The following is a 19819-nucleotide window of genomic DNA, read 5'->3' as shown; positions in this document are numbered from 1 at the left end:
TCTCATTAAAATTGGTTTAATGATTTAAAAGTAAGACGTTAATCTTCACTGTCTAATTCAAAGATCTCATGCACTGATTTACCGAAAAGTTTAGCGATTTTTAAAGCTAAAACTGTCGACGGTACATATTTCTTTAACTCAATTGCATTTATTGTTTGCCTACTCACTCCTATTTTCTCCGCTAATTGTGCTTGTGTAATGTTTGCAATAGCACGCTGCACTTTTACATTATTCGTCATAATTATCCAATTTACTGTTTTTGTATAGCGTCCAATGAAATCGGATAATAAAGAACAATAGTAGCGTAAACATGTTATACTCCATCACTTGAAGGAAAGATAATCCGTAAATAAAAGTCACGCAAATTAACAAAATAGCATAATTGACGTAGGTTGCCCAAACTAAACTTTCCAGACGAATTTTAGAAACCATTTCGTCTTCTATCTTTTCTTTCGAAAAAGCGAAAACAATACCACAAATAATAAATACAGTCATCAACACCTCATCGATAATATTATTTTCAGTTAATCCAAAGTAAGCAGTATGGATGCCGGCTTTATCATAAATAAAAGCAAATGTCTTAACAGGTAACTGAATTACATCGTGATCTCTATTGACAGCAGAAATAATTAACAGCGTTAAAAGAGAAATAACTAATAAGATGCCGCTAAACTTTTTAAAGGAATACGGAAATAAATAATTTGTTTTCATGTTGATACAATTAAAATCCACATCAAATGTAAAGTAAAATAATCAAAAAGTAAAGCAAACTTGACATAAATAAAAATAAAAAAATCTACAGGAGATTTTACTTTCCTATAGATTTTTTAAAATTTCACTTTTAATAAAGGTGAAACTATTTGATACTTGAATATACGTAAGCTTCTAGTGCACCTAATTCTTCATCAGACATCGCTTTAGTAATCGCAAAATTAGCTTTCATCACTTCGTATTGGCTTGGATCAACAATTGGTTCACCTTCACCCTTTAGAAATTTAACCATGTCTGCATTTTTATCTTTGTACATCTGTGCGATAACTTTAAGACTCGGTCCTACGACTTTCTGGTCCATTTGGTGACAAGCAACGCAATTTCCTTTTCCTTTAAAAATCTCTGCACCTAATTCTTCAGGAGTCTGAGCGATCTCTTCAGTTGAAGTAGGATACAATGGTTCTTTTTTAGTTTCTTCTTTTTTACAAGAAGCCATGGCTAAAACTGCAAATAATAATAAAATCTTTTTCATGTTATTTTCTTTAATTGTGATTATTTAAATTCCAGTCAAAAAGTAAGATTAGCTGTATTTAACTCTGTATCAAATATACTAAAAAAATTACTCTTCAGCTCAATTTTCAAATTTTAAGCTTATTATTTTATTAACTTTTTTGTAAAAGTATCGCAGCTTCTTTAGCAAAATAGGTCGAGATTAAACTTGCTCCTGCTCTTTTTATACACATTAATTGCTCCATCATAATTTTGTCATGATCTAACCAACCTCTCTCGGCTGCTGCTTTGATCATTGCATATTCTCCCGAAACATGAAAAACAGTTACAGGAACATTCACAGCATTTTTAACTTCACGTACAATATCTAAATAAGCGATTCCTGGTTTTACCATAACCATATCTGCACCTTCTTCAACATCCCACAATGCTTCTTTAATAGCTTCTAAACGGTTTGCATAGTCCATTTGGTACGTTTTTTTATCTTGCGGAACAACTACGTCAGCTTCTCTTGGAGCGCTGTCTAAGGCGTCTCTAAATGGTCCGTAAAATGCCGAAGCATATTTAGCCGAGTAACTCATGATACCCACATTTTGAAATCCTGCAGCATCAAGTCCTTGACGCAAGCGCAAAACTCGTCCATCCATCATATCAGATGGAGCTACAAAATCAGCTCCTGCTTGTGCATGAGAAATGGCCATTTTTACTAATGCATCATTTGTTGAGTCATTCTCAATATCACCATTAGCGATTATTCCATCATGACCATAAATGGAATAAGGATCTAATGCCACGTCTGGCATTACAATCATTTCTGGACAAGCTACTTTTATCTCCTTAATCGCACGTTGCATTAATCCGTCTGGATTCCAAGCTTCTTTTCCTGTATTGTCTTTTAAACTTTCATCAACTTTTACATAAATGTTTACCGCACGAATTCCTAATTCGAATAATTCTTTAACTTCTAAAACAGTTAAATCTATTGAACGACGAAAAATTCCTGGCATCGAAGAAATTTCTACTTTGTAATTTTCACCTTCTGCGATGAACATAGGGAACATAAAATCGCTTGGACTTAATGTAGTTTCGCGAACTAAAGAACGAATAGATTCGTTTACGCGTAATCTTCTACCTCTTTGTAATGGGAACATAATGATTTATGATTTTAGATTAACGATTGTAGATTTTAGATCTTTTGTGCTATTTTGAGAAAAGTCTGAAATCCTAGATCTCTAATCTTATTATATTTTCTATTTATCGAATATTATTGAACTACGGGATTACATCTGCAATCAAAAATCGTTATTCAACAATCTTAAATCCAATTAACTGGATTTTCTAATACTTGTATTAATTTTTCTTCTTCACTTCCAGCTTCTGGATGATGATCGTAAACCCACTGAACATGTGGTGGCAAACTCATCAAGATACTTTCAATTCGACCATTGGTCTTCAAACCAAATAAAGTGCCCTTGTCATGTACCAAATTAAATTCTACATAACGGCCACGACGAATTTCTTGCCAAGTTTTTTGAGCTTCTGTAAATGGTAAGTTTTTTCTTTTTTCAACAATGGGAACGTACGCTTCTAGAAAACTATTCCCAACCTCTGAAACAAAGTTGAACCAATTTTCCATTTTCATGTCCTCTGTCTCTTTGCAGTAATCAAAAAATAAGCCTCCAATTCCACGAGCTTCAGAACGATGTGCATTCCAGAAATAAGCGTCACATTGCTTTTTATACTTTGGATAAAACTCTGGATGGTGCTTATCACAAGCTGTTTTACAAGTCTGATGAAAATGAGTTGCATCTTCTTCGAACAAATAATAAGGCGTAAGATCTTGTCCGCCACCAAACCAACTGTTGATTACATTTCCAGCATCGTCATACATTTCGAAATAGCGCCAGTTAGCATGAACCGTTGGAACCATTGGACTCTTTGGGTGAATAACTAAACTTAATCCGCATGCGAAAAAATCAGCTTCTCCTACGTTGAAGAGTTTTTGCATGCTGTCTGGTAATTTTCCGTGAACTGCTGAAATATTAACACCGCCTTTTTCAAAAACATTCCCATTTTCGATTACACGAGTTCTTCCTCCTCCTCCTTCTGGTCGTTCCCAAACATCCTCACGAAATTTAGCTTTTCCATCAACAGCTTCTAATCCTGCAACAATTTTATTTTGTAAGTTTTGTATGTAAGCGTAAAATTTATTTTTCATATTTAAATCTCCTGCAAGGTTTTGAAAACCTTGTAGGTATTTTTTATTAATTATTCAAATGTGTATTTTTCAGTTAATAATTCATTTTCTGTAGTATGACAAAAAATAAAATTTTCTCTCCCTCCAAATAAATCTAAAATTTCACTTCTTTCTAATTTGGTTTCTTTATCAGATAAAATAGATCGGTATGAAGAAAACAAAAAAGACTTGAAATCAATATTTAAATGATGTTTTGGGTTTAAATGAATATATAGAATTAGATTTTTTAAATACAACTCATTATCTAATCGAATTCTTTTGAAATGTTTTTCAAAAAGGCTTCCTGTTCTACTTACTTCTTTGTTATATGCTTTTGCATATGCATTGAAAAAATTGGAAAAACTTTGTGTAACTATTTCTGGATCAGAATTTACCTTTACAATCAAATGAAAATGATTATCCATTAGACAATAAGCATAAACTGAAAGGTTACCTTTTAAATAATTATCTAACTGTTTTAGGAAATAACTCTTGTTTTCATTATTAGAAAAGATATTTGTACCATTTATTCCTTTATTATAAATGTGGTAGTAATAGTTTTTTTCTAATATTTCTGATTTCATTTTCTTTTAAATTAAACCTGCAAAGTTTTGAAAACCTCGCAGGAAATTCATTCGATAACCTTCAAGGTGTTTTTTTAACATTGTAGGTGTTTTTAATCATAAATATAGTCAAATTTACACCTACAAGGTTTTGAAAACCTTGCAGGACAAAATTATCTACTGATTATATTCTTTTACTGCATCGATAAATGCTTTTGCGTGATCTACAGGAATGTTTGGTAAAATTCCATGACCTAAATTCACGATGTATTTATCTTTCCCGAACTCGTCAATCATTTCATGCACCATTTTCTTGATAACTGGAATAGGTGATAATAACCGTGATGGATCAAAATTTCCTTGTAAAGTAATTTTTCCTCCAGATAAATATCTTGCATTCCTTGGTGAACAAGTCCAGTCTACTCCTAATGCTGAAGCTCTACTTTTACCCATTTCGCCTAGAGCAAACCAACATCCTTTTCCGAAAACAATAACCGGTGCGTCATCAGCTAAAGCTTCAACGATTTGGTTGATGTATTTCCAAGAAAATTCTTGATAGTCAGCTGGAGATAGCATTCCACCCCAAGAGTCAAAAACTTGAACGGCATTCACTCCTGCTTTTACTTTTTCTTTAAGATATAGAATAGTAGTATCTGTAATTTTTTGCAATAAAACGTGAGCAGCTTCTGGATATTGGAAACAAAATCCTTTAGCTTTATCAAAACTTTTAGATCCTTGACCTTCCACTGCATAGCACATAATTGTCCAAGGCGAACCAGCGAAACCAATTAAGGGAACCTCATCATTCAGCATTTCTTTAGTCAATTTGATGGCATCCATCACATATCCTAAAGTTTCGTGAATATTCGGAACAATAACGCGTTCTACATCTTGAATTGTGCGAATTGGATTTGGTACAAACGGACCAAAATTTTCTTTCATTATAACTTCAAGTCCCATTGCTTGTGGCACCACCAAAATATCAGAGAATAAAATCGCAGCATCTGGAGCAATTCTACGAATAGGTTGTACAGTAATTTCAGCAGCAATTTCAGGTGTTCTACAACGCGTGAAGAAATCATATTTATCACGTAATGCAATAAATTCCGGCAAATATCTTCCAGCTTGGCGCATCATCCATACTGGCGGACGATCAACTGTTTCTCCTTTTAGTGCTTTTAAAAATAGGTCGTTCTTAATCATAATTTATTGTCTTATAGCGTTTTCATTATTTTTAATTGTTTAAATCATCTTTAAACAGTCATTATCTATATTCAGCAATTACTTCTTCAATCACATCTTCAATTGTAGGTTGTGTAGCCACTATTACATTTTTAGTTATTCCCTCTAGAGCGCTTGAAGTTGTTGTTCCAATACAAAAACAAGTCTCGTTTTTAATCTTATTATCTTTCAAATAACTTTCGATTCCAGAAGGACTAAAAAATAAAATTGCTTCAACAGGCGTTTTAATTTTCTGAGGCGTCAGTGTTGTTTCGTAAACTTGAATTTCGTTAAACTTTATTTTAGCTTCTTTCAAAGCTTTTGGCAAAGTCTCTCTTCTTAAGTTTCCACTAAAAAAAGTATAGCTTTCACTAGCATAAATCAAAGTAATTATTTCTGCTAAATCCTCTGCGTAACCAGTGTAAGCGACAACATTGTAGCCACTTTCAGAAAGCATGATTTTAGTTTTTAAACCTACGCAAAAAACATTTTTGGACTTTAATGCTTCAGCTTTTGGATCCAATAAAAAACTTTGCACTGCATTTTGACTAGTAAAAATCAAATTCTCATTAATTTCATTTATTTGAAAAGGATTGCTTTTCGTCTTTATAAAATCGACTTCAATAACATTGAAATTAGCATTTACCAAAGCTTCTTTTTGATCTTTTAAAAGTGTCTTTGTAGATAGTATCTGAATCATTTTTTAACTTCTTTTTTGGTATTCTTCTTGACCTAAACAGTAGGTTTCTATATCTTTATTGTATCCGTAAACCACTAAAATATCATCTTCCAGGATAACAGTTAATGGAGCGGGACGACCTATTGATTCTTTTATAATAGACTTTTTGCCTATTAAATTTTTCTTTTCTCTCTTTCGAATAATAGTAATCAAAGTTAATCGATATTTATCGATGGTATCTAATTCAGCTAATGTTTTACCAAAGAATTCTGGTTTTGCCTTAACTTCAGATATGGTGTAATTATCATCTAACTGATAATTTTCTAAAGTAGATTTAAAATTAATTTGCTTCGTCAATCGATCTGCAGATTCTTGCTCAGGATGAACAATACTATGAATTCCCATAGCCTCAAGAACCGTATCGTGAATAGGTGACAACGCTCTACTGATAATTTTCACATCGCTCAATTTTTTAATAATTGCAGTCGTGATAATGGCAGCACCTTCATTTTCTCCAATAGCAACCACTACTTTATCAGTGTCCTTTAAAGGCAAAGCTTCGTATGACAGCTCGTTAGTAGAATCCATGGCAATGGCGTGTGAAATTTTATCTTTTACAAGATTCACTTTCTCAATATTCTTATCAACACCAATAACTTCATTTCCTGTTTCGGTTAGGCTTATCGCCAATGACATTCCGAAATTTCCTAAACCAAAAACGATTATTTTCATCTAAACAAGTTTAGTTAATTAATATATTTTCCCGCGGATATTCGTAAAACTGATGATTCAATCTTCGTAATAATCCTACCATTAAATTCAGCATTCCTATACGACCAATAAACATAGTGATAATGATCACAAACTTACTCGGCTCAGTAAGTGTTGGAGTAAAATTGATACTCGATCCTACAGTGCTGTAAGCTGAGAAACATTCGAAAGCTACTGTTAATATTGATGTTCCTTCTGGTTCAAAAATTAATACACCCATTATAGAAAGACCAATCGTAATCAACGAGATCGATAAAATAGCAAATGCACGAGAAGTAGAATCTGCTGATATTCTACGACCAAATAATTGAATTCTACCTTTCCCTCTAGCTACTGCAACAATATTCAATGTCGCTAATGCAAAAGTACTCGTTTTTATTCCACCTGCAGTTGAGGCTGGCGAACCACCTATCCACATTAGAAAAATAATAAAAAGCAAGGATGGAACACCCATTTCTGCATAATCAGTTGCGCTAAAGCCTGCTGTTCTAGGTGATACTGCATTAAACGCTGCTGCTGTTATTTTTCCAAAAACAGTATCGTGTTGTAGTAAAGTGTGATTATACTCTGAAATATATAGAAATATAGAACCTCCTATTAATAATATAAAGGTAGTATAAAGCACTATTCTCGTATTTAAAGTAATGATCCTGACTTTTTTATGAATTATCTTTTTATCAAAAAGCTCAAAAACATAGGTCTTCCAATATTGAAAGAAGTTAAAGACAATATTGTGACCTAAACCGCCCAAAATAATCATTAGCATCAAAATCCACTGTAGGTAATAATTAAATTTGACAGTTGTATTTAAAATTCCTCCCGGTAAAGTAGAAAAACCTGCATTACAAAAAGCTGATATAGAGTGAAATATCGAAAAGTATAATTTATGCTCAATAATAGGATTTTCGATAATAGATGAATAAATAAACAATGCTCCAACTAATTCAACAGCTAGTGTAAATATAACAACGTTAAGAGCCGCTCTAAAAACATCTCTTAGACCTTCATTAGCAATAAAATCTCGTGTATTCAATCCTTCTTTAAACGAAGAACTTCCTCTAAAGAAGAATGCAAAGAATGATGTAAAAGTTAAAATTCCAATTCCTCCTAATTGAATTAAAACAATAATAATCGATTGGCCTATTATTGTGAAATCTGCTGCGGTATCAACTACGGTTAAACCAGTTACACAAACAGCACTTGTGGCGGTAAAAAGTGCATTAGTAAAAGTAATTGAGCCTGTCGTGGCACTTGGTAGCATTAGTAAGAAGGCACCAATTAAAACTAAAATCATAAAACTCCCTACAAAAACGATAGCGGGATTAAAGTAAATGTCATAGATATGACGAACAAATACCATCAATCGAAGTAAGAAGTAAAAGATAAGACCTCCTTCAATAACTGGTTTGATTTTCTGTAAAACGTAATAAGATGGTAATGTGCTATTTACAAACCAAGTTAAAGCGGAAAGCAATAGTAGAAATGATAGAATAATCATGTTGATTAAAACTACCTTCTTGTTGCTTTTGAATGTATAATTGTAATATTTGAAGGAGTTAAAACCTAATAATCCTACTGAAAGTACAATTAATGCAATTACGTGCGGTGAGTTATAATTATCCTGAAAATCATATCCAAAATCAAAAACTATAAATAGTAGTACTATAATATCAAAAAAACGATACAAATAATTGAGTAGGGATTCTTTTTTCATAATGAAATAAAATTACTTTTTTAAATCATTACGAATGCTTTCCATCAAACTAATTCCGCCGTTATCTAAAATTTCCTTAGCGCAATTATATCCTAATTTTTTCCACTCCTCTAATGAAACGGTTTTATTAATCTCTAATTTTTCTTTTCCGTCTAAAGAAAACAATACACCTTTAAATATAATATCGTCATCTTGCATTATTGCTAAAGCTCCTATTGGAGCTGTACAACCACCTTCAAGAGTCTTCAAAAATTGTCTTTCAATATGAGTACAAACTTCTGTTTCTATATCGTTTAATTCGGCAGCGGCATCTCTACAAAATTCATCATTTGCCATTGCAACAATTACCATTGCTCCTTGAGCTGGTGCTGGAATCATCCAGTCTAAATTGATATAATTAGATGGTTTGATGTTAATTCTTTCTAATCCAGCAGCGGCAAAAACAGCTCCGTTCCAGTCACTGTCCTCTAATTTTTTCATTCTTGTATTCACGTTTCCACGCAAATCAACAACTTTATGTGTAGGATATTTATTGAGCCATTGTGCTTGACGACGTAAACTACCCGTTGCAATTGTTCCTTCTGATTGTAGAAAATCAAGATTGCCTTTATGAACTAAAATATCAAGCGTATTCGCTCTTTCTAGCACAGCAGCTTGAACAATTCCTGTTGGCAATGCTGTAGGAACGTCTTTCATGGAATGCACCGCAATATCTACTTGACCATTAATCATGGCGATATCTAATGTTTTAGTAAAAATTCCAGTAATGCCTAATTCGTAGAGTGGTTTATCGAGAAGAATGTCTCCTTGTGATTTTACTGCAGTAATTTCAGTTTTATAACCTAAATCGTTTAATTTTTTTTCAACTGTATGGGCTTGCCAAAGTGCTAATTCACTATCTCTGGTTCCTATGCGTATTGTTTTTTCGACCACGTTTTATTTAATTTTACAACAGTTTTAATTACTTATTAAAGCTTTTTCAATCTGTTATATTACGAAAAATATTTTTCTTGCTCTAACTGAAACACTTTTTCAATCCATTCGATTCCTTCATCCATAGATTCTCCATCTTTTAGATGATTCACAAAATGTTTAGTAATTTTTTGGATGATTCTATTACTTATTAATTCAGCTTGTTCTTCATGAAAATTTGATATTTTCTTTCTTTGAAAATTCAACTCACCTTCTTTAATAGAATTTAATTTTTCTTTTAAAGCTTGGATAGTTGGTGCAAATTTTCTGTTTTTATTCCAAGAATCAAATTCCTCTTTAATTTCCTCAATAATTGCTTCTGCTCGTGGAATGTGTTGCTTTCTGTTTTCTAAAGTTTCATCTGTAATTTGAGACAGTTGATCCATGTGAATTAAAGTAACACCTTCAATATCTTTTACGTTCTCGTTTACATTTTTAGGTATTGATAAATCTAAAATTAATAAGGGTTTTTTTAAATTTAAAAGAGTTTTATCAATCGTAGGATTTTGTGCTCCAGTTGCAACAACTACAACATCAGCTTTTTGTAACTCTAATTGCAAGTCAGCGTAATCTTTTACAACAACATTCAATTTTTTAGCTAATTTCTCCGCCTTATCTTTTGTACGATTAATTAAAGTAATTTGACTGTGCTTAGTATGTTTTACTAAATTCTCACAAGTATTTCTTCCAATTTTCCCTGTTCCAAAAAGTAAAATATTTTTATTAGCAATTTCTTCAACGTTTTTAAAAATGTATTGAACAGATGCAAATGAAACAGATGTTGCACCAGAAGAAATATCAGTTTGGGTTTTAATTCTTTTACTCGCTTGAATAACTGAGTTTACTAAACGATCCATAAACGTATTGATCAAACCGTTAGATTTACTTAAATTAAAAGCATTTCTAATCTGGCTAATAATCTCAAAATCACCTAGAATTTGACTGTCTAATCCTGTTCCTACACGAAACATGTGATTAATAGCTTCATGATTTTTATATATGTAAGCAACTTCTTGAAACTCTTCTACAGAACCTTTACTATTTTCACAAAGTAATTTGATTAATTCATAAGGATGCTTCGCAAAACCATATATTTCAGTTCTATTACAAGTAGAAGTAACAATAAGTGATTCGATACCTTCTGCCTCAGCTTGCATTAATAAAACAGATTGCGCATGCGCATCTAAACTAAATTTTCCTCGGATTGTTGCATCTGCTTTTTTGTAACTTAAACCTAAAGCATAGAAAGTGCTATTTCTGGACATGTTGAATTTTTCCATATTATACTTTTCTTAAAAAATTTCTACAAAATTATTGTTAACTATTTTATTAAAACAACGCTGGAAGTGCTTTTTGTATCGCTAAGAGATATTTTAGTCAAAAATACTAATTACAAAAGAAGTTATATCTGAATATAGAGCAAAATAAGGGTAAATACAGTTAATTATGTAGAATAATTCTAAATAAGAGATTGGGTTTTTTTATTAAATTATTAGTAAAAACATCGCTTAGAGTGCTTAAAAATAATGTTAACAATTATTTTGAACAATATCATTTTTAAAAACAGTAATGGAAATTGTATCTCTAAATAGATGAATTATTCGTGGCTAAAACCTTTTAAAAATTAATTTATTTAAAGCTAATTTAAAATTATGATTCATTAAAGTTAAATTGATTTCCGTTATAATAAACTAATTAGAAAACTATTTTTAAATAAAAACACTACCTAATTGAATAGCTTTTTTAATGTCAAAAAAGAATTATTTTTAAACTGCTGGTTTTCTGATAGATTCTATTATAACAACAATGTAATTATAAAATTAAGTATTAGCTTTAATAGTATTTCGCAAATATATATTTGGAAAAAGACAGTTTTACCACATCTTCTAATTTTAGTAATAATTAAACATTCTATAAATTTAGAAGGAAGTAAAGGTTTAACCACATAAAAGATTTAATTTTGAAGGTCGGAATGGAATCTTAGATTAGAAGAGATTCTTTCGAACAGAATTAAAAAAATCTAAAAAATGGAGGAAGAAATAAAAATTGATGATGATTTTATTTTAATTCGCTTTCAAAACAACACAGATGAAGTCGCTGTATTTCAACGCCCAATACAATTAGGATTGATACAATTTCATTTTGGACTCAAGGGAAGTGCAAATTATAATTTTAATCAAGGTAATTACAGTTTAAAACTAAAGGAAGAAAAGGCTCTTTTGTTTTATAACACTGAGAAAGAACTTCCTTTAAATGTCGAAATCGATCCAAAAACATGGTTGATTTCTATTTTTATTTCGATTAAAAAGTTTCACGGTCTATTCACTGATGATGCCGAACATATCCCTTTTCTAAGTAAAGAAAATCAAGAAAAAAAATATTACAACGAAACGGAAATCAGTCCCTCGATGGCAATTGTACTGAATCAAATGTTTCACTACAATCTAAATCCATCGATCAAAAACCTTTACTACAAAGGGAAAGGATATGAATTATTAAGTTTATATTTTAATAGAACTGAAGATCCTAATGCAGAACAATGTCCCTTTTTAATAGATGAGGATAACGTTTTAAAAATCAGAAAAGCCAAAGAAATTATTATTGCAAATATGGCTGAACCCCCAGGATTACAAGAATTAGCAGATGAGATTGGTTTGAATTTGAAGAAACTAAAAATGGGTTTCAAGCAAATTTACGGCGACACCGTTTATGGATTTCTGTTTGATTACAAAATGGATTTTGCTCGAAAATTACTCGACAGTGGTTCATATAATGTCAACGAAGTAGGACTAAAAATAGGATATAGTACTGGAAGTCACTTTATAGCCGCATTTAAAAAGAAATTTGCTACGACTCCTAAAAAATATTTAATGTCTATGAATCAAAATACGTAAAGGCATAAATTTCGTATATCAAACAATCAATAAAAAATAGTTAATCCCAATTTACAAAAAAGTAAGTTTAATTACTTTTGTATCAACAAAAAAAGACAACATGAAAGGTGTATTATTAGTTAATTTAGGTTCTCCAGAAAGTCCAACAGCAAAAGATGTAAAACCATATTTAGATGAGTTTTTAATGGATAAATATGTTATTGACGTTCCTTTTTTGTTGCGCGCTTTATTAGTACGTGGAATTATTCTTCAAACAAGACCTAAAAAATCTGCTGCGGCATATGCTAAAATTTGGTGGGACGAGGGTTCTCCTCTTGTTGTAATTTCTAAAAGAATGCATGAGAAAGTGAAGCAGTTAGTTGATGTTCCAGTTTCATTAGCGATGCGCTACGGAAATCCATCTTTGTTATCCGGTTTACAAGAGCTACATGATAAAGGAGTAACGGAAGTTCTTTTATTTCCTTTATATCCTCAGCACGCAATGGCTTCAACTACTACAATTTTAGAGTTAGCTGAAGAGCACCGTCAAAAGTATTTTCCAAATATGAAATTTACTATTGTTCCTGCTTTCTATAATAAACCTGATTATTTAAAAAACCTAGCTGATTCAATCAAAGGCCATTTAGAAGGTTATGATTACGATCATTTATTGTTCTCCTATCACGGAATTCCAGAGCGTCACATTCGCAAAACAGATATTACAAAATCACATTGTAAAATTGATGGTTCTTGTTGCAATACACCTTCACCAGCTCATGAATTTTGTTACCGTCATCAATGTTATGAAACTACAAAACAAGTCGTTAAATTACTAGGAATTCCAGAGGGAAAATACAGCCAAACTTTCCAATCTCGTTTAGCTGGAGATAAGTGGTTAACGCCTTACACTGATGTTGAAGTAAATAAAATGCCAGAAAAAGGAATTAAAAAATTAGCTGTTGTTACTCCTGCTTTTGTGTCTGATTGTTTAGAAACATTAGAAGAAATCGCCATGGAAGCAAATGAAGAATTTAAAGTTCATGGTGGAGAGGAATTTTTAGCGATTCCTTGCTTAAATGATAGTGACGATTGGTGTCAAACAGTGGGTAACTGGATTACGACTTGGTCAAATACATCTTCTACTGTTCAATCAAATACTGAAAAATTAAACGCATAAATGGCTGTTACCGCCGATGACTTAGGCACGCAAGACATCAAAAAATTATTGATAAAACAAGCAGTTCCATCTTCTATTGGAGTATTGTTCATGTCTGTCAATATTTTGATTGACACAATTTTTGTTGGACAATGGATTGGTTCTTTGGCCATTGCGGCGGTAACGGTAGTTTTGCCATTTACCTTTTTCATTTCTTCATTAGGAATGGCAATAGGTATTGGTGGCGGATCTGTACTTTCTAGAGCTTTAGGAGCGAATGATAAAGAGAAAGCAAAAAACACTTTTGCCAATCAAATCATGATGACTCTACTGCTATCTTGCTTTTTCGTTGCAATAGGACTTTTATTCAGTGATGAGATGTTAGCGCTTTTTGGAGCAAAAGGAGCTATTGTACAACCTGCAGAGGAATTCTTTTTCCCTATTATACTTTCAGTTCCATTTCTTGCATTATGCATGATGGGGAACAATATCATTCGCGCAGAGGGCCAAGCAAAATTTGCTATGGTGGCAATGCTAGTCCCCGCATTTGTTAACATTGGATTAGATATTCTTTTTATAAAATACATGAATTTAGGGATGTTTGGCGCTGCTTTGGCGACAGCCATATCCTATTTTAGTTGCTTTCTATTTGTTTTATGGTTTTTCCTTTTTAAAAGTGAATTAAAGTTGCAATTAAAACACTTTAAATTCAAAATTCCTATCGTTAAAGAAATATCAGCGCTAAGTTTCGTGACTTTTTCAAGACAAGGTGTTATAAGTGTTTTATCGATTATTTTAAATCATACTTTATACACTTATGGTGGCGAACATTCAGTAGCGATATACGGAATTATAAGTAGAATGTTAATGTTTGCTTTGTTCCCAATCCTAGGAATTACACAAGGTTTCCTTCCTATCGCTGGTTTTAATTATGGTGCGGGAAATTACGATAGAGTTAAAGAAAGTGTGAAATTATCTATAAAATATGCAGCTATTTTAGCTACACTGATTTTTGTGGTTATTCTAATATTTGCAAAACCCATTACCGCAGTTTTTACAACTGATGCACTTGTAATCGCTCAAACACCAGACGCTTTACGTTGGGTTTTTGCTGCTTCACCCATTATTGCAATTCAACTAATAGGCGCCGCCTATTTTCAAGCCGCAGGAAAAGCTAGAAAGGCGTTACTTTTAACTTTAAGTAAGCAAGGATTTTTCCTAATTCCTCTAGTGCTTATACTACCAAATTTTTTAGGTATTTTTGGAGTGTGGATTGCGTTTCCTATTGCCGATGTTCTTTCCACGATTCTCACCGGTTACTTTCTTAAAAAAGAAATGAACACAAAATTGATTCAAACTAACGATGGAATACTATAATTACTTAAAATCATTACACCTCATCTTTGTTATCACTTGGTTTGCAGGTTTATTTTATATTGTTCGCTTATTTGTTTACCAAATAGAAGCGTCTCAAAAACCATCTCCTGAAAAAGAAATTCTGCAAAAACAATACAAGATCATGACCTATCGCTTGTGGTATATTATCACATGGCCGTCAGCGGTTTTAGCGAGTATTTTTGCGTTTTGGATGCTATTTTTTACAGAATTAGGGCAATCTTGGTTGCAAATGCCTTGGATGCACGTAAAACTTGGCTTTGTATTTGCGCTGTATTTATACCATTGGAAATGCCATTTAATATTCAAAGATTTACAAATTGATAATGTAAAATACTCCAATACATTTATGAGATTATGGAATGAAGGTGCGACAATCATTCTATTTGCAGTTGTATTTTTAGTGATTTTAAAAAATGCAGTAAACTGGATTTACGGAGTAGTTGGTATTTTCTTATTTTCAATTCTGATAATGCTTGGATTCAAATTTTATAAAAGAATTAGAGAGAGAAATTAGTGCTCAGTGTTCAGTTAGCAGGTAAAACTTCAAAGAAATAGAAATGAAGCATCAAGATTTGCTTGCTTACCAAAAAGGTTTTTTATTAGCGATGAAAATTTTTAATTTAAGTAAGTCTTTTCCAAAAGAAGAGACCTATTCTTTAACAGACCAAATTAGAAGATCATCCCGAAGCGTTTGTGCGAATATCGCAGAGGCTTATAGAAAAAGAGATTATCCAAAACACTTTCATAGTAAATTGACCGACTGTGATGCTGAAAATTCTGAAACACACACTTGGCTTGAATTTTGTTTTGCATGTAACTACATTTCTGAAGAAACTTTTAACGTTTTTTGTAAAGAAAATGAAGAAGTTGGAAAACTTATAAATTATATGATGCGCAATCCAAATAAATTTGGAGTAAAAGCAAATGATTAACTTGTGGAAAATGTTCAAACTGAACAGTGAACAGTGAACACTTAAATTATGATCAAAAACTTCAAAATAGCAACGCTTTCATTACGAATTAGGATATTCCTTTCGATGATTGTATTGATATTAATGGCTTCGGTAATCTTAGCGTCTATTTCAATTATTCAGTTTAAAAATGAAGCTAAAGTCTATCACCAGCAACGTCTAGAGCGCAATGAAAATGCTGTTAAGCAACACATTAATTTCGTGTTATCCACAACAACGTATCCCCTTACTTCTAGTAATCTAGATTTAATTTTCAAAGACAAAATTCACGAATTAGCGCACATTCATAATGTCGAAATCAATATTTATGGCTTAGACGGAAAATTACTTAAATCTTCAAAAGAGTCTTTTTCAGTCGATAAAGTAGCGCCACCTATTCCAAAATACATTTTAAAACTCGTGCGTTCTTCCATTGAAAAGCGCTACGTTGAAATTAAGTCTATTGCTGGTAAAAAGAATCGTTCGGCTTTTAGCCAAATCAAAGACGATAAATTTAAACCTTTAGGAATTTTGAATCTGCCCTATGTAGAAGATGATGGCTATTATGAAAATGAGTTAAAAAGCTTTCTAATTCGCTTAGGACAAGTGTACTCCTTTATGCTAATTATGGCTTTTGCATTAGCCTATTTCCTTTCGTCGTATATCACTAAATCATTAAAAACGATTTCTGATAAATTGAGCGAAACCAGTTTGAGTCAGAAAAACGAAAAAATTGTTTTAGAAGCCAGTAGCAAGGAGATTAATCTATTAATAAATTCGTATAACGCGATGGTGGATGAGCTCGAGAAAAGTGCCTTAAAATTAGCGCAGAGTGAAAGAGAGGAAGCTTGGCGCGAAATGGCTAAACAAGTAGCCCATGAAATAAAGAATCCGCTTACTCCAATGCGATTGACTGTTCAGAGTTTTCAACGTAAATTTGATCCAAGCGACCCCAACGTAAAGCAAAAAATGAATGATTACTCTGAAACTTTAATCCAGCAAATTGACACGATGACAGCAGTTGCCTCGGCATTTTCAAACTTTGCTTCGATGCCGGCACAGCAAAATGAAACGTTAAATGTGGTTGAAGTTGTCGAACTTGCAATGGATATATTTAATGAAGATTACATCCAAGTTATAAGCGATTTACCAAAAATTATTTCGGTAATTGACAGAACGCAACTCATTCGCATTATCACTAATTTAGCTAAGAACGCAATACAATCTATCCCAGAACAGCAAGAAGAAAAATCGGTAATTGTTAGAATTAGAAAAGAAGACAATAATGTATTAATCACATTTGCAGATAATGGCATTGGTATTCAACCTAAGGATAGAGCTAGAATATTCGAGCCAAAATTCACCACTAAAAGTAGTGGAATGGGTCTTGGTCTTGGAATAATAAAAAACATCATCGAAAACTATAAAGGAACAATTACCTTTGATACAGAATTTGGGAAAGGAACAACTTTCACCGTAACTCTTCCTATAATTAACACTTAAAACTACCATTATGACTTACGAAAATATTTTAGTAACAACTGAAAACAATATCGCAACTCTTACTATTAACCGTCCATCAAAGCTAAATGCGTTGAATGTGGCAACGATTAATGAGCTGCACAAAGCTTTTAAAAAGTTAGAAAAAGACAATGAAGTTCAAGTGATTTTGCTGACCGGAAGTGGAGAAAAAGCGTTTGTAGCTGGAGCTGATATTTCTGAATTTGCTAATTTTTCTGTTGATCAGGGAATGAAATTAGCCGCGGAAGGTCAAGAAAAATTATTTGATTTTGTTGAGAATTTAAAAACACCTGTAATTGCAGCCGTTAATGGATTCGCATTAGGTGGCGGACTAGAATTAGCTATGGCATGCCATTTCAGAATAGCTTCAGATAATGCAAAAATGGGACTTCCAGAAGTTTCCTTAGGAGTAATTCCAGGTTATGGAGGAACGCAAAGACTACCACAACTAATTGGGAAAGGTCGCGCTATGGAAATGATTATGACCGCTGGAATGATAAATGCTGAAGAAGCTCATAGAAATGGACTCGTAAATCATGTAGTGGCACAAACGGAATTATTAGAATTTTGCACTACCATTGCTCAAAAAATAATTAAAAATTCACCTAATGCGATTAGCAAGGCGATAAAAGCAGTCAACGCTAACTTTAAAGAAGGCAAAAATGGTTACAAAACTGAAATCAAAGCTTTCGGAAAATGTTTCGGAACCGAAGATTTTAAAGAAGGTACAACAGCATTCTTAGAAAAAAGAAAAGCATTGTTCACAGGAAAATAAGACTAAAAAGAGAGCCAAATGGCTCTCTTTTTACTTAAAAATAACAATATTGAAAATAATTTTTCAGAAAATAGATTTGGTTTGCTCTACAAAACCTAATTTTGTACTCCCTTTTGGGCACTTACAATCATAAAAAATAATTCTATGTCCTACCAACCTATATTTGCTGAATTTTGGGAAAAAGTAAAAGAAAGTATTACTGATAAAACTTACGCTAAATTGACACTTGCCAAAACAATTGGTGATACCGATTTGAAGAATATTTACGTTCGACCTGTTTTATTAGACAACGATGTTTTTGCTTTGTCGCTTACAGCAAAATATAAAACAGAGGAAATTGAGTCTACTCATACTTTAGACGAAGCTTTTATGGTATTAGCTCCTTACATGAATAATCCATTTTTGACTGCGCTTCTGTTCACTACCGAAAAGGATATTACTTTTAAGTTGAACAAGAAAAGAGTAGCAAGCATTGTTGAAAAATCACCTACTTTTAAAAATGCTTCTGATGTAATTATTGCAATGAAGGAAAAAGGAATTTCGATTTAGGATTTTGTGTTCGTCATGCATAATCTTTATTAATATTATTACTCAAGATTATGTTTGTATGTTCTAATCAAAATGAGAATTAAGGAATTGTAGGTCTGGGTTAAACCTTTTAATTAAATCCAATTTTAACTCTCTCCTAAAGTCTTTGATTTCTTTTTCTCTAGCAATCGCTAATTGAATCCAGCCGAAATGTTCGTAATAAATTAAAAATTCGACATTATAACGAGCACTAAAACTATGAGGATTAATTTTTTCTTTATGCTCGTTCAGTCTTCTCCTTAAATTATTAGTGACACCGGTATATAAAACAGTTTTGTTTTTATTTGTCAAAATGTAAACATAAAAGTTATAAATTCCTTCAGTGTATTCAATCATTTTTTTATAAAAATAATAATTGATTCTTTATAACACAAACATTATAAGCTCTTTGTGTTATTATTTTGTGATTACATATAACTTCGCTTAAATTATAACACGACCTTTGAGACACTTCCAGCGTGACAATCAGTGTAAATAAAGTCAGTGCAAAAAAGCAAATAATTAACTAACTTCAATTATCCACTAATTTGTCATTCCGGAGGAATCTCAACAATTGATTATTTATAAAAATTAATAACTATAAGACGCTTCCAGTGTAACAAACAATGTAAATAGAGTCAGCGCAAAAAAGCAAGTAATTAACTAATATAATTTATCTGTTAATTTGTCATTCCTGAGGAATCTCAACAATTACATATTTACAAAAATCAATAGCAATAAGACGCTTCCAGCGTGACAAACGTGATAGAGAGAGTTTGTTTAGAAAGGTGTTTTAGTTTAATTACCGCAACGACAAATTATCCTCTTTTGTCATTACGGAGGAATATCAACAATTACTTATTTACAAAAATCAAAAGCAATGAGATGCTTCCAGCGTGACAAACTTTATAGATAGAATTTTTTTTTAAAGTATTTTACTTAGTTACCCAAGGTAATAAACTGGACTAATTTGTCATTCCGGAGGAATCTCAACAATTACTTATTTACAAAAATCAATAGCAGTGAGACGCTTCCAGCGTGACAAACGTGGTAGAAAGAGTCTCTTTAAAAAAGCGCTTTAATTTAATTATCGCACAGACACTAATTACTAATTTGTCATTCCGGAGGAATCTCAACAATTACTTATTTACAAAAATCAATAGCAGTGAGACGCTTCCAGCGTGACAAACGTGGTAGAAAGA

The 19819-nt window shown here is 32.2% G+C and carries 21 protein-coding genes; 8 read left to right on the top strand and 13 right to left on the bottom strand.

Annotated elements, in window-relative coordinates; all coding sequences use genetic code 11:
• Positions 1-38: 38 nt before the first annotated feature.
• The 12 genes from RCH19_RS05405 to hemA all read right to left on the bottom strand — a co-directional run bounded on the left by RCH19_RS05405 (position 39) and on the right by hemA (position 10657).
• Complete coding sequence (locus RCH19_RS05405) at positions 39-239, bottom strand: helix-turn-helix transcriptional regulator (RefSeq protein ID WP_343022366.1); 201 nt, start codon at positions 237-239, stop codon at positions 39-41.
• A complete protein-coding gene (locus RCH19_RS05400; protein ID WP_343022365.1) occupies positions 229-711 on the bottom strand; it encodes a hypothetical protein in 483 nt (160 codons plus the stop codon). The genes RCH19_RS05405 and RCH19_RS05400 overlap by 11 nt, the downstream gene beginning before the upstream one ends.
• A gap of 145 nt (positions 712-856) precedes the next feature.
• Entirely contained in the window at positions 857-1243 is a 387-nt protein-coding gene (locus RCH19_RS05395) for a c-type cytochrome (RefSeq protein WP_121924666.1), read from the bottom strand.
• A 130-nt stretch (positions 1244-1373) separates the two neighbouring features.
• Entirely contained in the window at positions 1374-2372 is a 999-nt protein-coding gene (gene hemB / locus RCH19_RS05390) for a porphobilinogen synthase (RefSeq protein ID WP_343022364.1), read from the bottom strand.
• A gap of 164 nt (positions 2373-2536) precedes the next feature.
• On the bottom strand, positions 2537-3439 hold the full coding sequence (hemF, locus tag RCH19_RS05385) for an oxygen-dependent coproporphyrinogen oxidase (protein ID WP_343022363.1): 903 nt from the start codon (positions 3437-3439) through the stop codon (positions 2537-2539).
• 50 nt (positions 3440-3489) lie between these two features.
• Positions 3490-4041: a hypothetical protein gene (locus RCH19_RS05380; protein ID WP_343022362.1), complete on the bottom strand. Its 552-nt coding sequence runs from the start codon at positions 4039-4041 to the stop codon at positions 3490-3492.
• A gap of 156 nt (positions 4042-4197) precedes the next feature.
• The gene (hemE, locus tag RCH19_RS05375) at positions 4198-5223 is read right to left on the bottom strand and encodes a uroporphyrinogen decarboxylase (RefSeq protein WP_343022361.1); all 1026 of its coding nucleotides are present in this window, start codon (positions 5221-5223) and stop codon (positions 4198-4200) included.
• Between the two features lie 61 nt (positions 5224-5284).
• Positions 5285-5941 (bottom strand): uroporphyrinogen-III synthase, encoded by a 657-nt coding sequence (locus RCH19_RS05370; RefSeq protein ID WP_343022360.1) that lies wholly within the window; start codon positions 5939-5941, stop codon positions 5285-5287.
• 3 nt (positions 5942-5944) lie between these two features.
• The gene (locus RCH19_RS05365; protein ID WP_121924673.1) at positions 5945-6652 is read right to left on the bottom strand and encodes a TrkA family potassium uptake protein; all 708 of its coding nucleotides are present in this window, start codon (positions 6650-6652) and stop codon (positions 5945-5947) included.
• Positions 6653-6662: 10 nt separating this feature from the next.
• Positions 6663-8405 (bottom strand): potassium transporter TrkG, encoded by a 1743-nt coding sequence (locus tag RCH19_RS05360; protein WP_343022359.1) that lies wholly within the window; start codon positions 8403-8405, stop codon positions 6663-6665.
• Positions 8406-8417: 12 nt separating this feature from the next.
• The gene (hemC, locus tag RCH19_RS05355; RefSeq protein ID WP_343022358.1) at positions 8418-9338 is read right to left on the bottom strand and encodes a hydroxymethylbilane synthase; all 921 of its coding nucleotides are present in this window, start codon (positions 9336-9338) and stop codon (positions 8418-8420) included.
• Between the two features lie 59 nt (positions 9339-9397).
• A complete protein-coding gene (hemA, locus tag RCH19_RS05350; protein WP_343022357.1) occupies positions 9398-10657 on the bottom strand; it encodes a glutamyl-tRNA reductase in 1260 nt (419 codons plus the stop codon).
• A 747-nt stretch (positions 10658-11404) separates the two neighbouring features.
• Between hemA and RCH19_RS05345 the strand changes: the two genes are divergently transcribed.
• The 8 genes from RCH19_RS05345 (at position 11405) to RCH19_RS05310 (ending at position 18599) form a co-directional block, all read left to right on the top strand.
• Complete coding sequence (locus tag RCH19_RS05345) at positions 11405-12271, top strand: AraC family transcriptional regulator (protein WP_121924677.1); 867 nt, start codon at positions 11405-11407, stop codon at positions 12269-12271.
• Between the two features lie 100 nt (positions 12272-12371).
• Positions 12372-13427 (top strand): ferrochelatase, encoded by a 1056-nt coding sequence (gene hemH, locus RCH19_RS05340; RefSeq protein ID WP_343022356.1) that lies wholly within the window; start codon positions 12372-12374, stop codon positions 13425-13427.
• A complete protein-coding gene (locus tag RCH19_RS05335) occupies positions 13428-14783 on the top strand; it encodes an MATE family efflux transporter (RefSeq protein WP_343022355.1) in 1356 nt (451 codons plus the stop codon).
• Positions 14770-15318, top strand: a complete 549-nt coding sequence (locus tag RCH19_RS05330; RefSeq protein ID WP_343022354.1) for a CopD family protein — start codon at positions 14770-14772, stop codon at positions 15316-15318. The genes RCH19_RS05335 and RCH19_RS05330 overlap by 14 nt, the downstream gene beginning before the upstream one ends.
• Positions 15319-15361: 43 nt before the next feature.
• Positions 15362-15736 (top strand): four helix bundle protein, encoded by a 375-nt coding sequence (locus RCH19_RS05325; protein ID WP_343022353.1) that lies wholly within the window; start codon positions 15362-15364, stop codon positions 15734-15736.
• A gap of 48 nt (positions 15737-15784) precedes the next feature.
• Positions 15785-17257, top strand: a complete 1473-nt coding sequence (locus tag RCH19_RS05320; protein WP_343022352.1) for a HAMP domain-containing sensor histidine kinase — start codon at positions 15785-15787, stop codon at positions 17255-17257.
• A 10-nt stretch (positions 17258-17267) separates the two neighbouring features.
• Positions 17268-18050: an enoyl-CoA hydratase-related protein gene (locus RCH19_RS05315; protein WP_343022351.1), complete on the top strand. Its 783-nt coding sequence runs from the start codon at positions 17268-17270 to the stop codon at positions 18048-18050.
• Positions 18051-18194: 144 nt separating this feature from the next.
• Positions 18195-18599: a hypothetical protein gene (locus tag RCH19_RS05310; RefSeq protein WP_121924683.1), complete on the top strand. Its 405-nt coding sequence runs from the start codon at positions 18195-18197 to the stop codon at positions 18597-18599.
• A gap of 63 nt (positions 18600-18662) precedes the next feature.
• Here RCH19_RS05310 and RCH19_RS05305 read toward each other — a convergent pair whose 3' ends face one another.
• Complete coding sequence (locus RCH19_RS05305) at positions 18663-18974, bottom strand: GIY-YIG nuclease family protein (protein WP_343022350.1); 312 nt, start codon at positions 18972-18974, stop codon at positions 18663-18665.
• Positions 18975-19819 lie beyond the last annotated feature (845 nt).

The sequence above is a fragment of the Flavobacterium sp. PL12 genome (assembly GCF_039123485.1).
GTDB lineage: Bacteria > Bacteroidota > Bacteroidia > Flavobacteriales > Flavobacteriaceae > Flavobacterium > Flavobacterium weaverense.
This window is presented reverse-complemented; position numbering and strand designations above follow the sequence as displayed.

What these genes read in the sequence shown, in the direction of transcription:
- RCH19_RS05405 (WP_343022366.1), bottom strand. Translation starts at nt 239, where the DNA reads ATGACGAATAATGTAAAAGTGCAGCGTGCTATTGCAAACATTACACAA.
- RCH19_RS05400 (WP_343022365.1), bottom strand. Translation starts at nt 711, where the DNA reads ATGAAAACAAATTATTTATTTCCGTATTCCTTTAAAAAGTTTAGCGGC.
- RCH19_RS05395 (WP_121924666.1), bottom strand. Translation starts at nt 1,243, where the DNA reads ATGAAAAAGATTTTATTATTATTTGCAGTTTTAGCCATGGCTTCTTGT.
- hemB (WP_343022364.1), bottom strand. Translation starts at nt 2,372, where the DNA reads ATGTTCCCATTACAAAGAGGTAGAAGATTACGCGTAAACGAATCTATT.
- hemF (WP_343022363.1), bottom strand. Translation starts at nt 3,439, where the DNA reads ATGAAAAATAAATTTTACGCTTACATACAAAACTTACAAAATAAAATT.
- RCH19_RS05380 (WP_343022362.1), bottom strand. Translation starts at nt 4,041, where the DNA reads ATGAAATCAGAAATATTAGAAAAAAACTATTACTACCACATTTATAAT.
- hemE (WP_343022361.1), bottom strand. Translation starts at nt 5,223, where the DNA reads ATGATTAAGAACGACCTATTTTTAAAAGCACTAAAAGGAGAAACAGTT.
- RCH19_RS05370 (WP_343022360.1), bottom strand. Translation starts at nt 5,941, where the DNA reads ATGATTCAGATACTATCTACAAAGACACTTTTAAAAGATCAAAAAGAA.
- RCH19_RS05365 (WP_121924673.1), bottom strand. Translation starts at nt 6,652, where the DNA reads ATGAAAATAATCGTTTTTGGTTTAGGAAATTTCGGAATGTCATTGGCG.
- RCH19_RS05360 (WP_343022359.1), bottom strand. Translation starts at nt 8,405, where the DNA reads ATGAAAAAAGAATCCCTACTCAATTATTTGTATCGTTTTTTTGATATT.
- hemA (WP_343022357.1), bottom strand. Translation starts at nt 10,657, where the DNA reads ATGGAAAAATTCAACATGTCCAGAAATAGCACTTTCTATGCTTTAGGT.
- RCH19_RS05345 (WP_121924677.1), top strand. Translation starts at nt 11,405, where the DNA reads ATGGAGGAAGAAATAAAAATTGATGATGATTTTATTTTAATTCGCTTT.
- hemH (WP_343022356.1), top strand. Translation starts at nt 12,372, where the DNA reads ATGAAAGGTGTATTATTAGTTAATTTAGGTTCTCCAGAAAGTCCAACA.
- RCH19_RS05335 (WP_343022355.1), top strand. Translation starts at nt 13,428, where the DNA reads ATGGCTGTTACCGCCGATGACTTAGGCACGCAAGACATCAAAAAATTA.
- RCH19_RS05330 (WP_343022354.1), top strand. Translation starts at nt 14,770, where the DNA reads ATGGAATACTATAATTACTTAAAATCATTACACCTCATCTTTGTTATC.
- RCH19_RS05325 (WP_343022353.1), top strand. Translation starts at nt 15,362, where the DNA reads ATGAAGCATCAAGATTTGCTTGCTTACCAAAAAGGTTTTTTATTAGCG.
- RCH19_RS05320 (WP_343022352.1), top strand. Translation starts at nt 15,785, where the DNA reads ATGATCAAAAACTTCAAAATAGCAACGCTTTCATTACGAATTAGGATA.
- RCH19_RS05315 (WP_343022351.1), top strand. Translation starts at nt 17,268, where the DNA reads ATGACTTACGAAAATATTTTAGTAACAACTGAAAACAATATCGCAACT.
- RCH19_RS05310 (WP_121924683.1), top strand. Translation starts at nt 18,195, where the DNA reads ATGTCCTACCAACCTATATTTGCTGAATTTTGGGAAAAAGTAAAAGAA.
- RCH19_RS05305 (WP_343022350.1), bottom strand. Translation starts at nt 18,974, where the DNA reads ATGATTGAATACACTGAAGGAATTTATAACTTTTATGTTTACATTTTG.